We start from the raw sequence: 14886 nt of genomic DNA, 5'->3' as shown, positions 1-14886 counted from the left end.
TCCGAGCGTCACGAGCCAGGCAAGAGAAGGTTTCCCGCGCATGACCACCGAGAAGACCACCCCCACCTTCGCGCTCCTGGACCCGGTCCGGAGCGCGGCCATCTCGCGCCGTCAGGCGCTCACGGGCGGCGGCATGATGCTGGCCTTCCTGGCGTTCGGTCGCCGCAAGGCGCACGCGGCCGGCGAGGAGCCCAGTCTCAGGGCCATCGGCGACGGCACCATCGACACCGGCGACGCCTTCCGGGGCTTCGCGCCCGGCGGCTTCATCCGCATCGGCACCGACGGCGCCATCCAGATCATCGCGCCCAACGTGGAGATGGGCCAGGGCATCTACACGGCGGAGGCCATGCTGATCGCCGAGGAGCTGGAAGTCGGGCTCGACCAGGTGACGGTCCTGGCGGCACCGCCGAACGAGGAACTCTATCGCCAGCCCATCCTGCAGTCGCAGACCACCGGCGGGTCCACGTCCATCCGGGGTGCCTTCGTGCCGCTCCGCCAGGCCGGCGCCGCCGCCCGGATGATGCTGATCAAAGCGGCGGCCGAGCGCCTGCAGGTGGCGGCCGAGACCCTCCGGGCCGAGCGGGGCCGGGTCATCGACCCGGCGAGCGGCCGCAGCCTCGCCTATGGGGAGATCGTCGAGGACGCGTCGCGCCAGCCGGTGCCACAGGACGTGCCGCTGAAGCCGAAGGCCGAGTGGCGCCTGATCGGCACCCCCGCGCACCGGGTGGAATCCGGCTCCAAGGTCAACGGCACGGCGGTGTTCGGCATCGACGTGAAGGTGGACGGCATGAAGGTCGCCACCGTGATGGCCTCGCCGACACGCGGCGGCACGCTGAAGAGCGTGGACGACAGCCAAGCCCGGGCGGTGCCCGGCGTGGTCGACGTGGTGCGGCTCGAAAACGCGGTCGCGGTCGTCGGCGATCACTATTTTGCGGCGCTCACCGGTCTCAAGGCGCTCCAGGTCGAGTGGGATCCCGGAGAGAACGCCGCCCTCGACACCGCCACCCTCTTCGCCGACCTGAAGACCGCCTCGGAAACCGGCACGCCCATCCTCGGCCGGCGCGAGGGCGACCCCGAGGCCGCCATGGCGGGCGCGGCGCGGACGGTGGAGGCGGTCTACGAGCTGCCCTTCCTCGCCCACGCGGCGCTGGAGCCGATCAACACCACCATCCACGTCACCGACGAGGGCTGCGACATCTGGGTCGGCACCCAGGTGCCGACGGCGGCCCAAAAGGTCGCCGCGGCCCGGCTCGGCATGGCGCCGGAGAAGGTGCGCCTGCACAACCATCTCCTCGGCGGCGGCTTCGGCCGCCGGCTGGTGGCCGACAGCATCGAGCAGGCGGCGCTGATCGGAAAGCAGCTGCGCTATCCGGTGAAGATCGTCTGGTCGCGCGAGGAGGACATCACCCAGGACCTCTACCGTCCGGCCTACTACGACCGGATCTCCGCCGGCCTCGACGAGGCGGGCCGGCCGGTCGCCTTCATGGACCGCATCACCGGCGGGTCCGTGCTCGGCGCCTACCTGCCGGACGGCCTGCCGGAAGGCACCATCGACAGCGACGCCATCGAGGGGGCGGCGGACACGCCCTACGCCTTCCCCAACCTCCTGGTGGACTGGGTGCGCAAGGACCCGCCGCTGCCGGTCACCTGGTGGCGGGGCGTCGGGCCGACCCACAACGTCTTCGTGGTGGAGAGCTTCATGGACGAACTCGCCGCCGCCGCCGGCGAGGACCCGGTCGACTACCGGATGGCGCTCCTGAAGGAGAAGCCGCGCGCCGCCGCCGCCCTCCGCCTCGCCGCCACCCGCGCCAACTGGGGCGAATCCCTACCGCCCGGCACCGGGCGGGGCGTCTCGCTGCACGGCGCCTTCGGCAGCTTCGTCGCGGCGGTCGTGGAGGTGGCGGTCGGCGACGACGGGGCGATCCGGCTGAACCGGGTGGTGGCGGCGGTCGACTGCGGCCACGTGATCAACCCGGACACCGTGAAGGCGCAGGTAGAGGGCGGCCTCATCTTCGGCCTGTCGGCGGCGCTCTACAACGGCATCTCGTTCCAGAACGGCGCCGTCGAGCAGACCAACTTCGACACCTACACCCAGATGCGCATCAACGAGACCCCGCCCATCGAGGTGCACCTGATCGAGAGCGAGGAGGACCCGGGCGGCATCGGCGAGACCGGCACGGTGTCGGCGGCGCCCGCCCTCGTCAACGCCGTCTTCGCCGCCACCGGCCGGCGGATCCGCAAGCTGCCGCTCGGCGAGGTGGACCTCACCGAGCGCGACACCCGCGCGCCGGTGACCCGCGGCAAGGTCCCGGCCTGAGGCAAGCGGCCATCGCGCCAACCAGCCCCCGCCGCCCGTTGCGGCGGCGGGGTGCCCGGTGGAAGCCCGTGCCCGTCGTCAGACCGGCGGATGCGGAATGGCGGCGATCAGCTCGCGGGTATAGGCGGCCTGGGGATCCTCCAGCACCGCCGCGGCGGTGCCTTCCTCCACCACCTGACCGGCGCGCATCACCATCACCCGGTCGCAGAGCAGCCGGACCACGTGGAGATCGTGGCTGACGAAGAGATAGCTCATGCCGAGCTCGGCCTTCAGGTCGTCGAGAAGGTTGAGCACCACCGCCTGGACGGAGACGTCGAGTGCCGCCGTCGGCTCGTCGAGGATCACCAGGTCGGGGCGGAGCGCGATCGCCCGGGCGATGCCGACGCGGGCCTTCTGGCCGCCGGAGAGCTGGTGCGGGAAGCGGTCCAGGAGGTCGAGCGGCAGGCCCACCTGGGTGGCGAGGCTCTCGCAGCGCGCCCGGACCGCGTCCCGGTCGAGCCCGCCCTCCAGGCGCAGGATCGGGTCGGCGATGGCCCGCTCGGCGGTGAAGCGCGGGTTGAGGCTGTCGGTCGGGTCCTGGAACACCATCTGCACCCGCCGCCGGTGCGCCGTGCGGGCGAAGGCCTTGGCCGGGATGGCGCCGATGTCGTCGCCGCCGAGGGTGATTTTGCCCGCCGTCGGGTCGAGCAGGCGCATGATCATCATCGACGTGGTGGACTTGCCGCAGCCGGATTCGCCGACGAGGCCGAGGCTCTCGCCGCGCCGGATCTCCAGGCTGAGGCCGTCCACCGCCCGGAACGGCTCGGGCGCGGCGCCGCCCCGGCCGAGAAGGCGGGCGAGCGGGTTGCCGCCCTGGCGCGGGTAGGTCTTGACGAGGCCCTCCACCTTGAGGAGCACGTCGCCCGCGGCGGGCGCCGGCGGCCGCGTCGGCGTGCCGGCGGGCGCCTCCGGCAGGAGATCGCGCAGGCCGATGCCGGGCCGCGGCGTCGCCCGCATCAGCTTGCGGGTGTAGGGATGGGCCGGCGCCTTGAAGATGGCCGCCGAGGCCGCCTCCTCCACCACCTCGCCCTTCTGCATCACCACAACCCGGTCGCAATAGGTGGCCGCAAGGCCGAGGTCGTGGGTGATGAGGACGGTCGACATGCCGCGCTCGCGGGTCAGGTCGACCACGAGGTCCATCACGGCCTTCTGCGTCGTCACGTCGAGGCCCGTGGTCGGTTCGTCGGCGATCAGGAGCTGCGGCCGGCAGGCAAGAGCGAGGGCGAAGACGATGCGCTGGCACATGCCGCCGGAGAGCTCGAACGGATAGGCGTGGTAGCGCTCCTCCGGCCGGGCGATGCGTACCTGACGAAGAAGATCCAGCGCCTTGTCGCGGGCGTCGTCGGTGCCGGCGAGGGCGTGGGTGCGCAGCACGTCCTCCAGTTGCACGCCGACCTTGCGGATCGGATTGAGGGCGAGCCGCGGGTTCTGGAAGATCATGGAGATCTCCCGCCCGCGGATCTCCCGCATCTGCCGCTCGCCGGCCGCCGAGAGGTCGACGCCGCCGTAGGTGACCGTGCCGGCGGCGATCCGGCCGGCCCGGTCGAGGATGCGCATCACCGCGTAGGAGGTGACCGACTTGCCGGAGCCGGACTCGCCGACGATGCCGACCGTCTCGCCCTTGGCGATCTTGAGCGACACCTGCCGCACCGCCTCCACGGTGCCGCGGCGGGTGGCGAATTCGACCGTGAGGTCCTTGACGTCGAGGAGCGTGGACATGGGCCGGGTCCTCAGGTGCGCCGCTGGGGATCGATGAGGTCGCGCAGACCGTCGCCGACGAGGTTGAAGCAGAAGACGGCGATCATCAGCGCAAGGCCCGGGAAGAGGGCGATCCACCATTCGCCGGAGATGATGAAGGCCGCGCCCTCGGCCACCATGATGCCCCACTCGGCGGTGGGCGGGGTGACGCCGAGGCCGATGAAGGAGAGGCCGGCGGCGTTGAGGATGGCGTAGCCCATGGTCAGCGACATCTGCACCATCATGATGGGCATGATGTTGGGCAGGATCTGCGTCAAAAGGATCCGCGCCTCGCTGTTGCCGGTGAGCCGGGCGGCCTGCACGAAGCCGGCGTTGCGGCGCACGTTCGCCTCCGCCCGGGCGATCCGCTGGTAGAGCGGGAAGTTCACGATGGCGGTGGCTATGACGATGTTGGTCACCGTGTTGCCGAGGGCCGCCACGATGCCCATGGCGAGCACGAACAGCGGGAAGGCCATGATGGTGTCGCTGATGCGTCCGACGATCCGGTCGGTCCAGCCGCCGTAGTAGCCGGCCGCGATGCCGACGAGCCCGCCCATGACGAAGACGAGCGCCACCGAGGCGACCGCGATGGTGAGGTCGAGCCTTGTTGCCACCAGCACCCGGCTGAAGATGTCCCGGCCGACCTGGTCGGTTCCGAACCAGTGCAGCGCCGACGGGGGCTGCAGGGCCGCCGCCGTGTCGGTGGCGAGCGGGTCGTAGGGCGCCAGCATCGGGCCGAACAGCGCCGTCAACACGATGAGGGCGAAGAGCGCGAAGGCGAAGCCGGTCACCGGGTTCTCGCCGGCCACGTGGCCGAGGTGGGAGAGCCCGGCCTTGAAGCCCGACGGGCGCTGGCGCGGCGCAGCCGCCGGCAGGCTGGATGCGGCGCCGGTCGTATCCGATGCGGTGTCGAGGGTCTTCATCCTTCGATCCTCATGCGCGGGTCGATCAGGCCGTAGAGAAGGTCGATCAGGAGGTTGAGGAGGACGTAGAGGATCGCCATGGTGAGGACGAAGCCCTGCACCGGCGCATAGTCCGACTGGATCAGCGCCTCCACGGCGAACGAGCCGATGCCCGGCCAGGCGAACACCTTTTCCACCAGCACGTTGGCGCCGAGGAGGAAGGAGAACACCATGCCGAGGGTGGTGATCACCGGCAGCATGGCGTTGCGGAAGGCGTAGCGGACGATCACCGTGCCGGGCGCAAGGCCGCTCGCCCGCGCCGTGCGGATGAACTCCGACGAGAGCACCGAGAGCATGGACGCGCGCGTCATCCGGGCGATGGGCGCCAGGGCGAACAGCGCCAGGGTGATGCCGGGGAGGATGAGCTGGGCGAAGCTCGCCCGGAAGGTCTCCAGGTCGCCGGCGATCAGGCTGTCGATCAGGTAGAAGCCGGTCACGTGCGGCGGGGGGCTTGCGAAGAGGTCGATGCGCCCGAGCGGCGCCGGCGCCACCCCGAGCAGGAAGTAGAAGACGTAGACAAAGAGGAGGCCGGTGAAGAAGACCGGCAGCGACACGCCGGCGGTGGTCAGGAGCCGGCAGAGATGGTCGATCCAGGAGCCCTGGCGGACGGCCGCCAGGATGCCGAGCGGCACGGCGACGGCGACCGAGAGGATGAGCCCGAAGAGGGTCAGCTCCGCCGACGCCGGCAGCCGGGCGGCGATCTCGGCGACCACCGGCTGGCCGGTGGAGAGCGCGACGCCGAGATCGCCGACGAGGAGGTCGCCCACATAGGCGACGAACTGCTCCGGCAGCGACTTGTCGAGGCCGAGCGTGACGCGGATCTGCTCCACGGCGGCCGGGTCGGCGGTCGGGCCGGCGAAGAAGGCGGCGGGGTCGCCGGGCAGGATGCGGGTGAGCAGGAAGGTGACGACGACCACGCCGACGAGGGTCGGGATGGTGGTCAGCAGCCTCTGGCCGAGATGGCGCAGCATCGGCGGAAGCCTTCGATCGGAAAGGGACGGGCGGCGGGCGGATGCACGGGCTCGAGGAGGGCGCCGGGCGCCCTCCTCGAGAGCAGTCTCCGATCAAGGTGCATGACTTGATCGATGAGCGCTCTAGGCTTCGGATCAGGCCTTCTTCAGGCCGCGATAGTCGAGCTGGCGATGGAACCAGTAGGTGTAGCCGTCGATCGTCGGCTGCATGGCCACCTCCAGCGACGGCTGGAACAGGGGGATGCGCGGCACCTCCTCGTAGCCGAGGGTGATCATCTCCTTGATCTTCGTCTCGTAAGTGGCGGTGTCGCCGGCCGCCGCCGCCGCCCGGGCCGCATCGATGATCGCGTCGAGGTCGGGGTTCTGGTAGCTCATCGTGTTGAAGACGGCGTTCTGGCCGTGGTAGCACCAGAAGAAGAAGTATTCCGGATAGTCGAGCCAGCCGGAGAAGAAGTTGATCATGAAGGGCATGGTCTTCTTGGCGATCTCGCCGCGCCAGTTGGCGCCCGGCACCTTGTTGATGGTGGACCGGATGCCGATCGCCGCCAGGCTCTCCTGGACCAGGACGGCGGTCGGCTCGCTGATCAGCGCCTGCCCGAGGTCGAACGAGATCACCGTCTCGAAGCCGTCCGCGTAGCCGGCCTCGGCGAGCAGCGCCTTGGCCTTCTCCACGTCGGTGGTGTAGGCGGTCGGGCGCGGCCACTCCATGCTGTCGGCGACGTTGGAGGCCGCGCCGTAGAGCGGCTTGGCGCGGCCGTACATCACCGCGTCCATGATCTTGCCGTAGGGCAGCGCGTAGGCGATCGCCTGGCGCACCAGCTTGTTGTCGAACGGCGGCTGCGTGACGTTCAGCTCCACCGACCACATGCCGTTGCTGATCGGCGTCGACGCCACCTTCACCTTGCCGGCCTTGGCCATCTCCAGCACGTCCTTGGCGGGCAGGTCGAAGGACAGGTCCACGTCGCCGCGCTCGATCAGCGCGCGCCGGTTGCCGGCCGACGGGATGGTGCGCCAGATCACCTTCTTCAGCTGCGGCAGCGGCCCGCACTTCCAGTCTTCGTTGCGCACGTAGACCACCTCGGTGCCGGGGGTCCACTTCTCCACCTTGAAGGCGCCCGACCCGGCCGGGGTGTTCTTGGTGTATTCCAGGCCCCACGGATCCGCCTCGGTGGCGTTGGCCTTGACCAGCTTGGAATTGAAGATGGCCGGCACGATCACCGCGAGGTCCGGCATCAGCAGGCTGTCCGGGCGCAGGATCTTCACCTTGAAGGTGAAGTCGTCGACCACCTCGAACTGGCCCGGCTCCATCAGCGAGCCCGCCTTCATCTGGAAGGTCGGGAAACCGCCGACGGTGACGGCGCGGTCGAACGACCATTTCACGTCGTGGGCGGTCACCGGCGTGCCGTCGTGGAAGACGGCGTCCTGGCGGAGCTTGAAGGTGATGGCGTCGGCCGCCACGGTCCACTCGGTCGCCATCTCGGGGACCAGGGTGTCCTTGTCATAGCTGAGCGAGCCGTCCGGCAGGGTCTTGACCCCGTAGGACATCAGCCGGTCGTAGCAGTTCCACGACGCCTCGTAGCCCGGCCGGTTGGTGCCGACGCCATGGATGTCCAGGTTGTTGGGGCCGTTCTCCGACACGAAGAGCAGCGTTTCGCTCCGCGACTGGGCGAAGGCCACGGACCAGGGCAGCGGCAGGGCGGTGGCGGTGGTCACGGCGGCGGCGGATGCAAGGAATTCGCGACGGTTCACGGTCGATCTCCGGGTGTGCATGCGTTAGAAGTAGGATTGCATACACGATGGCTTTTCCGTATGCCAAAATGCGCGTCGACCATGCACATACTTTGTTCTCAACCCGTCCTGTGCTGATGTGAGAGGAATGGCATCGATCGCCGTGCCCCAGAGACTCGCCGGAACCTCATCCTGATGACCGCCTCCATGCCGACCCGGACCGAAACCCTGTCGAGCAGCATCGCCGACGCCATCCTGCGCGGGGAGTTCAAGCCGGGCGCGCGGCTGGACGAGCAGATGCTCGCCGACCAGTTCGGCGTCTCCCGCACGCCGGTCCGCGAGGCGCTGCGCCAGCTCGCCGCCACCGGCCTCGTGGAGAGCCGGCCGCGCCGGGGCACCGTGGTGGCGTCCGTCACCCCCGGCCAGCTCGACACCCTGTTTGGCGCCATGGCCGAGCTGGAAGCCACCTGCGCCCGCCTCTCCGCCCTCTCCATGAGCCAGGTGGAGCGCCGCCGGCTGCAGGCGTTGCACGAGGCCATGGCGGATGCGGTGACGGCAGACGACGGCGAAGCCTACGCAGGCGGCAACCAGCGCTTCCACAGCCTCATCTACGAAGGCAGCCGGAACAGCGTCCTCATCGAGATGGCGGTGGGTCTGCGCCGCCGGCTGGAGCCGTTCCGGCGCGCCCAGTTCCGCAGCCCCGGCCGCCTGCCCCGGTCGCACCAGGAGCACGGCCAGGTGGTGGACGCCATCCTTTCCGCCGACGCCGCCGCCGCCCACGCGGCCATGCTCCACCACGTGAGCCTGGTGGAGGACGCCTTCGAGCGCCTCCCCCTCTCGGTCGCGGGCCCCGAGAGCGCCGGCCCCGACGCGGATCCGGACGCTTCCTCCCGCTGATCCGGCCCGCCCGCACGGGCGGCTCCCCACTGTCGCTCCTTCTGCCATCGGGCGATCCGTCGCACGCCCCGGCCACAGCCCGGGCGAATCGGCGCGCGGCCGCAGGTCAGCGGTGTCCCTGACCGTCGGTTGTGTCGGCGCACCCATGGGGCCGGCCACGAAATAACCGTTTGGTTATTTACAAGCCCGCGGCTTGTCCCCTACCATCCTGTCGACGGCCGAAAAACAAGAGCCGCGCCCAGTCTGATGGGAGGAACAGGATGAAGACGTTCACCGTGACCGCGCTTGCCGCGGTCTGCTCGGTCGCGCTTGTCGGCGCCGCCGTGTCGCAGGAATGGAAGCCCGACCGCCCGATCAACATCATCGTGCCGTGGGCGGCCGGCGGCTCCACCGACCAGGTTACCCGCGTGGCCGCCCCGCTCCTGGAGGAGGCCCTCGGCCAGCCGGTGGTGGTGGTCAACCAGCCCGGCGCCTCCGGGGCCACCGGCACCCAGGCCGCCCTCGCGGCCCCGCGCGACGGCTATACCTGGACCGCCAACGCGGTCGCCAACAACGCCACCTACGCGGTCACCGGCCTGGTGCCGGACACCACGATCGCGGACTACCGCATCTATCTTCACGTCGCCAACATCCCCGTCATCAGCGTCAACCCGGACGCGCCCTTCGCCGACATGGCCGCGCTCCTTGAGGCGATGAAGAGCGACACCAAGCCGACCGTGGCGACGGCCGGCGTCAACTCCTCCGGCGGCATGGCGCTCGCTGCGCTCCGGGAGGCCTCCGGCGGCGACGGCCGGATGATCACCTACGACGGCGGCGGCCCGGCCGCGATCGCCGCCGCGGGCGGCGAGGCGCAGGTCACCACCCAGCTCGCCTCCGAGCAGGCCGAGCTCATCAAGGGCGGCAAGCTCCGTCCGCTCGCGGCCCTCTCCGACAAGCCCCTGGAGATCGAGGGCATCGCGCCGATCCCGCCGATCACCCAGTTCCTGCCCGACATGCACGTGGCGCCGGACTATTTCGGCATCCTGATCCCGACCGGCGCGCCGCCGGAGGTCTACGCCACCGTGGACCGCATCTGGCAGGAGAAGATCATGAACTCGCCCGAGTTCAAGAGCTACGCCACCCAGCGCGGCGCGGTGTTCGACCCGGCCTATGGCGAAGAGGCGATGAAGAAGGCCATGCCGGTGATCATCGCCGAGGCCTGCGCCCGGGTCGATCGCGGCGAGGCGGTCGTGCAGCCGTCCGAGCTCGGCATCGACTGCGAAGCGCCCGCGGCGCCCTGATCCGTCGATCGGGACGACGACAGCCCCGGCGCCCCGTCGCGCGCCGGGGTCCCCCACGCTCCGACCGTTGGAAGGCCCGCGTCCGCCGGCCGCGCGACGCGCGCCGCGATGCGCCTTCCTTTGCCCTGGCCCATCCCCTCGCCCATGCCCTGGAGGCCCACATGACCGACCGGCGCGCCGCCCACTGGGATCTCCTGACGGGCGTGATCCTCTTTGCCCTCGCCGTCGCCGTCTTCTGGGGCGCCTGGACCATGAGCCGCCTGGAGATCCGGCAGATCCACCCGCTGACGGCGCCGGGTCTCCTTCCCGGGCTCCTCGCCCTCGCCCTCGGGATCTGCAGCCTTCTCCTCATCGCCGAGGCCCTTTCGGCCCGCCGCAAGGGCCCGGCGGACACCGTCCCGGAAGACACCGCCGCGCCCGCCGACACCGGCGGCTCCGCCGGCACGCTCACGCTGGCGGCGACGCTCTGCCTCGTCTACGCCCTCGGCCTCGTCGGCCGCATGCCCTATTGGCTCGCCACCGCGCTCTTCGTCGGCAGCTTCGTCATCGTGTTCGAATGGCCGCTCCGAACCGGCGGCCGGCAGAAGGCGCTCACGGCCGCCTGGGCGGTCGGCATCGGCCTCGCGGCGGGGCTCGGCATCGCCTACGCCTTCCGCGACCTCTTCCTGGTGCGCCTGCCCTGAGGCAAGCGCCCCGCGGCCGCGCCGTCCCGCCAGCGACATGACGCGCCGGCCCACGACCCGTCCCGACCGCCGCCCGTCTCCGCCCCGGTCCACCGCCTCCCGCCCGAGGGACTTTCATGCAAGGTCTGCAGCTTTTCGCCGAGGCCCTCTGGGCGCTCCTCTCCGTCCAGTCGCTGATCACCGCGTCCTGGTCGGTCCTCCTCGGCATCATCATCGGGTCGCTGCCGGGGCTGACCGCCACCATGGGCGTCGCGCTCCTGACGACGCTCACCTACCGGATGGGCGCCGAGCAGGCGATCCTGGCGCTCATCTGCATGTACGTCGGCTCCATCTACGGCGGCAGCCGCAGCGCCATCCTGCTCAACATCCCCGGCACCCCGGCGAGCGCCGCCACCACGCTCGACGGCTATCCGCTGGCGCGGGCCGGCAAGGCCGGCTACGCCATGGGCATCGCCACCACCTCGTCGGCGATCGGCACACTGGTGGGCATCCTCTTCCTCGCCGCCACGGCCCCGCTCCTTGCCGACGTGGCGCTCGACTTCCATTCCTTCGAATTCTTCTGGCTCGCCCTCTTCGGCGTCATCATCTCCGGCCAGCTCACCACCACCGGGTCGGCGCTGAAGGGCTATATCGCCGGCATTCTCGGGCTGATGGTGGCGATGGTCGGCATGGAGGGCATCCACGCCCACCTGCGCTTCACCTTCGGCTTCAGCGAGCTGGCGAGCGGCATCGGCCTCATCCCGGCCATGGTGGGGGCGTTCGGCTTCGCCGAGGTGCTGAACGTCATGTACGAGCGCCGGGCGCAGCTCGTCGCCAACACGGTCGACCGGGTCGTCCCCCGCTTCGCCGACATCTGGGCGCACAAGGTCACGGCGCTCCGCTCCGGCGTGATCGGCACCTTCGTCGGCGTTCTGCCGGGCGTCGGCGAGGACATCGGCGCCTGGGCGTCCTACGCGGCGGCGCGTCGCTTCTCCAAGACGCCGGAGGCGTACGGCAAAGGGTCCATCGAGGGCCTGACCGCGGCCGAGACCGGCAACAGCGCCGTGGTGCCGGGCGCGCTCATCCCGGCCCTCACCCTCGCCGTGCCCGGCTCGGCGCCGGCGGCGGTGCTGATCGCCGCCCTCTTCATCCACGGCGTCCGGCCGGGGCCGATGATCATGATCGAGCAGCCGATGTTCGTCTATTCGATCGTCGGCATGATGCTGTTCGCCACCGTCGGCATCACGGTGTTCGGCCTCCTTCTCACCCGGCCGCTCCTCACCGTGCTCGCCATCCCGCGCGAGCGGCTGATGCCGGTGGTGTTCGTCCTTTGCGTGATCGGGCCGTTCGCCATCAGCCAGCGCCTGTTCGACGTCTGGGTGATGCTCTTCTTCGGGGTCGCGGGCTTCCTTCTGCGCCGCATGAACTACCCGATGGCGCCGCTCGTCCTTGGCATCATCCTCGGCGATCTGATGGACAAGAACCTCAGGCGCGGGCTAAGCGTCAGCGACGGCGACCTCACCCCCTTCTTCACGCGCCCGATCAGCCTGGTGTTCGTCCTGGTGATCGCGCTCACCGTGCTGATCGGCATCAAGGGGGTCAGGACGCGCTTGGCCGCTTTGGGGAGGCGCCTTTGGCCGATGGCCCATTCGCAGACCCGGTGACCGCGAAGGCGCCGGCGCGCAAGCAGCAGCGCCGGCGCAATCCGGAGAACACCAAGCGCGACATCCTCAATGCCGCGCGGCTCGAGTTCTGCGAGCACGGGCTCGGCGGCGCGCGGGTGGACCGCATCGCCCTTCGGGCGGCGGCCAACAAGCGGCTCCTCTACCACTATTTGGGCAACAAGGAGGACCTCTACGCGGCCGTCCTCCTCGACGCCTACCGGGAGATCCGCGAGGGCGAGAGCGCGCTCCACCTGGAGGCGCTGGCGCCGGACGAGGCCATGCGCCGGCTGGTGCGCTTCACCTTCGACCATTTCCACGCCAATCCGTGGTTCATCCGCCTCCTTGCGACGGAGAACATCCTGCGCGGCCAGTTCGTGCGGCAGATCGCCGAGATCCCGCGCATGCACTCGCCCATCGTCCAGCAGATCGCCACGCTCCTGAAGGCCGGCGAGGCGGCGGGCCAGTTCCGGCCGGGGGTGGACCCGGTCCATCTCTACATTTCGATCGCCGGCCTCAGCTATTTCTACTTCTCCAACATCCACACCCTGTCGGCCATCTTCGCCGTGCCGCTGACCGACCCGGCGGAGGTGGCCGCCCGGCGCGACCATGTGGAAGCCGTGATCCTCGGCTTCCTCAGGGCCTGAACGCCGGGCGTCGGGTAGGGACCGGCCTGCGCCCGTTCCGACCCGGTCTCAGCCGATCGGGCCGCCGGCGGCGTGGCGGGCCGCGATCAGGTCGCGGCGGTGGGCGGCGGCGTCGTCCATCAGCTGCACGAGCTGGATCAGGTTGCCGTCGCAGTCGCGGATGAAGCGGAACGAGAGCCTCAAGTCCGTGTCGACCCGCTTCACCCAGACCGGCTCCACGCCTTTCGTGGCGAGATCGGCGAGCGCCGCGTCGAGGTCGTCCACCAGCACGGCGAACTGCGACAGCCCGTGGATGTTGGTGTGGTCCGGCGGATCGTGCCGGCCGGGCGAGATCGGCACCGCGTTGCCCTGCTGCAGGAGCTCCAGGCGGAAGCCCGCCTGCTCCATCACGGCGATGCGGGTGTTGAACTCCGGAAAGTCCTTGCGGGTGAACAGCTGGTAGCCGAGCACGTCGGTGTACCAGGCGATCATCCGGTCGATGTCCGGGGTGGAGATGGTCACGTAGAAGAGCTGGATCGGGGTCACTTGGAAAGCTCCAGCTTGTCGGCGATGAGGCGGGTCACCGGGGCGTCGGGGCCGAGCACCTGGCGGGCGATGTCCAGCACGCGCTTGCCGTCGTGACCTTCCAGGTCGAGGCGCGCCCCGGCCCGGACCAGGATCTCGGCGCAGTCGGCGAAGCCGTGCCAGAGCGCGTCGTGCAGCGGCGTATAGCCGTTGATCCAGCCCTGGACGTCGAGGTTCACGCCCGGCTGGCTGACGATCATGGCGAGGATCTCGGCGTTGCCGTTGTAGGTCGCCTTGTGGATCGGGAAGCCCTTGAACACCCAGTCGGAGATGTCGAGCCGGGCGTTGGCGGCCAGGAGTTCGCGGACGATGTCCGTGTGGCCGTCGCGGGCCGCGACGAGCAGCGGCGTGTGGCCGTCGAGGAAGGAGTTCACGTGCGGCCAGGTGGCGTTGACGTCGGCGCCGGCCTTGATCAGCGCCTTGGCCTTCGCCGTGTCGCCGGCGTTCACCGCCCCCATCAGCGCCTGGTCCTCCATCGCCTCCTGCCGGCGGGCGCGGGCCATGCGGACGGTCTCGGCGATCTTTTCGAACACCGCCTTCTCGGCGCCCTGGTTCACCTTCAGCTCGAAGGCGATGTGGTCGTCGAGCCGGAAGCCGTAGTGGGTGCCGAATTCCAGGTTCTGGCCGCGGTCGATCAGGAAGCGGACGAGGTCCGGCCACTTGTACCAGAGCGCGTCCATCAGCGGCGTGTGGCCCATGGAGGGCGTCACCGCGTCGAGGTGCGCGCCGGCGTCGAGGAGAAGGCGCGCCACCTCCACGCTGCCGCCCTGGCCGCACTTGTGGAGCGCGGTCGCGCCGGTGCGCGGGTCCGTGGTGAATACGTCGGCGCCGCGCTCCACCAGGAGCCGGGCGATGGCGGCGTCGCCGCGGGCGGCGGCCGTCATCAGGAGCGTGAGGCCGGTCGCCGGGTCGCGGGTGTCCGGGTCGCCGCGGTGGCGGACGAGCAGGGTTTCCACCGTCTTGGCGTCGCCCGCCTTGACGGCGTCGACCAGCTTCTCGGCGACCCCGCCGATGAAGGCCGCGACCACCGGGGCGGCGTCGCAATAGCTCTTCCACTTCACGATCTTGCCGCCGCGGACCACCATCCAGCTGGCGAACAGGATCTCGAAGTCGCGGCCGGTGGCCACCACCGTGGAGATGTCGTGCACGGTGCCGACCGCCACCTCGCCCTCCACGACGAGATCGACCGGCTTGAACTGCTTGACCTCCACCACCCCGTTGCGGGTGGAGAACTGGTTCAGCACCTGATCGATGCCGTGGGCGGTGCCCATCCAGGGGATGATGTCGGTGACGCCCGGCACCTGGGGCAGGTTCACCCATTCGATCGCCGGGTCCAGGAGGGCGATGGCGGCCGGGTAGTCGGCCCGGTCGAGGGCGTCGAACCAGGCGGTCGCGACGCGGCGGGTCTCGTCTTGGCTCAT

General features: G+C 70.3%; 12 protein-coding genes. 6 read left to right on the top strand and 6 right to left on the bottom strand.

Going from position 1 to position 14886, the window contains the following annotated elements:
- Window positions 1-40 precede the first annotated feature (40 nt).
- The gene (locus BUQ68_RS01175; RefSeq protein ID WP_075214101.1) at window positions 41-2317 is read left to right on the top strand and encodes a xanthine dehydrogenase family protein molybdopterin-binding subunit; all 2277 of its coding nucleotides are present in this window, start codon (window positions 41-43) and stop codon (window positions 2315-2317) included.
- Window positions 2318-2395: 78 nt separating this feature from the next.
- On the opposite strand, the gene BUQ68_RS01170 is transcribed toward BUQ68_RS01175, so the two are convergent.
- The 4 genes from BUQ68_RS01170 to BUQ68_RS01155 form a co-directional block, all read right to left on the bottom strand.
- Window positions 2396-4075, bottom strand: a complete 1680-nt coding sequence (locus tag BUQ68_RS01170; protein ID WP_075214100.1) for a dipeptide ABC transporter ATP-binding protein — start codon at window positions 4073-4075, stop codon at window positions 2396-2398.
- A gap of 11 nt (window positions 4076-4086) precedes the next feature.
- Window positions 4087-5016, bottom strand: a complete 930-nt coding sequence (locus BUQ68_RS01165) for an ABC transporter permease (protein WP_075214099.1) — start codon at window positions 5014-5016, stop codon at window positions 4087-4089.
- Window positions 5013-6026: an ABC transporter permease gene (locus BUQ68_RS01160; RefSeq protein WP_075214098.1), complete on the bottom strand. Its 1014-nt coding sequence runs from the start codon at window positions 6024-6026 to the stop codon at window positions 5013-5015. The genes BUQ68_RS01165 and BUQ68_RS01160 overlap by 4 nt, the downstream gene beginning before the upstream one ends.
- 135 nt (window positions 6027-6161) lie before the next feature.
- Window positions 6162-7775, bottom strand: coding sequence for an ABC transporter substrate-binding protein (locus BUQ68_RS01155; protein ID WP_075214337.1), 1614 nt, complete (start codon window positions 7773-7775; stop codon window positions 6162-6164).
- 174 nt (window positions 7776-7949) lie between these two features.
- Here BUQ68_RS01155 and BUQ68_RS01150 point away from each other — a divergent pair, with 174 nt between their 5' ends.
- The 5 genes from BUQ68_RS01150 to BUQ68_RS01130 all read left to right on the top strand — a co-directional run bounded on the left by BUQ68_RS01150 (window position 7950) and on the right by BUQ68_RS01130 (window position 12901).
- On the top strand, window positions 7950-8651 hold the full coding sequence (locus tag BUQ68_RS01150; protein WP_075214097.1) for a GntR family transcriptional regulator: 702 nt from the start codon (window positions 7950-7952) through the stop codon (window positions 8649-8651).
- 260 nt (window positions 8652-8911) lie between these two features.
- The gene (locus BUQ68_RS01145; protein WP_075214096.1) at window positions 8912-9931 is read left to right on the top strand and encodes a Bug family tripartite tricarboxylate transporter substrate binding protein; all 1020 of its coding nucleotides are present in this window, start codon (window positions 8912-8914) and stop codon (window positions 9929-9931) included.
- A 161-nt stretch (window positions 9932-10092) separates the two neighbouring features.
- A complete protein-coding gene (locus BUQ68_RS01140) occupies window positions 10093-10614 on the top strand; it encodes a tripartite tricarboxylate transporter TctB family protein (protein WP_075214095.1) in 522 nt (173 codons plus the stop codon).
- A 116-nt stretch (window positions 10615-10730) separates the two neighbouring features.
- On the top strand, window positions 10731-12257 hold the full coding sequence (locus BUQ68_RS01135; RefSeq protein WP_075214094.1) for a tripartite tricarboxylate transporter permease: 1527 nt from the start codon (window positions 10731-10733) through the stop codon (window positions 12255-12257).
- The gene (locus BUQ68_RS01130; RefSeq protein WP_075214093.1) at window positions 12254-12901 is read left to right on the top strand and encodes a TetR/AcrR family transcriptional regulator; all 648 of its coding nucleotides are present in this window, start codon (window positions 12254-12256) and stop codon (window positions 12899-12901) included. Before BUQ68_RS01135 ends, BUQ68_RS01130 begins: the two co-directional genes overlap by 4 nt.
- A 48-nt stretch (window positions 12902-12949) precedes the next feature.
- Here BUQ68_RS01130 and BUQ68_RS01125 read toward each other — a convergent pair whose 3' ends face one another.
- Window positions 12950-13426 (bottom strand): VOC family protein, encoded by a 477-nt coding sequence (locus tag BUQ68_RS01125; protein ID WP_095407249.1) that lies wholly within the window; start codon window positions 13424-13426, stop codon window positions 12950-12952.
- Window positions 13423-14886 carry an ankyrin repeat domain-containing protein gene (locus BUQ68_RS01120; protein WP_075214092.1) on the bottom strand — a complete coding sequence of 488 codons (1464 nt, stop codon included), beginning with the start codon at window positions 14884-14886 and terminating at the stop codon, window positions 13423-13425. Before BUQ68_RS01120 ends, BUQ68_RS01125 begins: the two co-directional genes overlap by 4 nt.

It is taken from the genome of Mongoliimonas terrestris (assembly GCF_001927285.1).
GTDB classification, from domain to species: domain Bacteria; phylum Pseudomonadota; class Alphaproteobacteria; order Rhizobiales; family Pleomorphomonadaceae; genus Chthonobacter; species Chthonobacter terrestris.
This window is presented reverse-complemented; position numbering and strand designations above follow the sequence as displayed.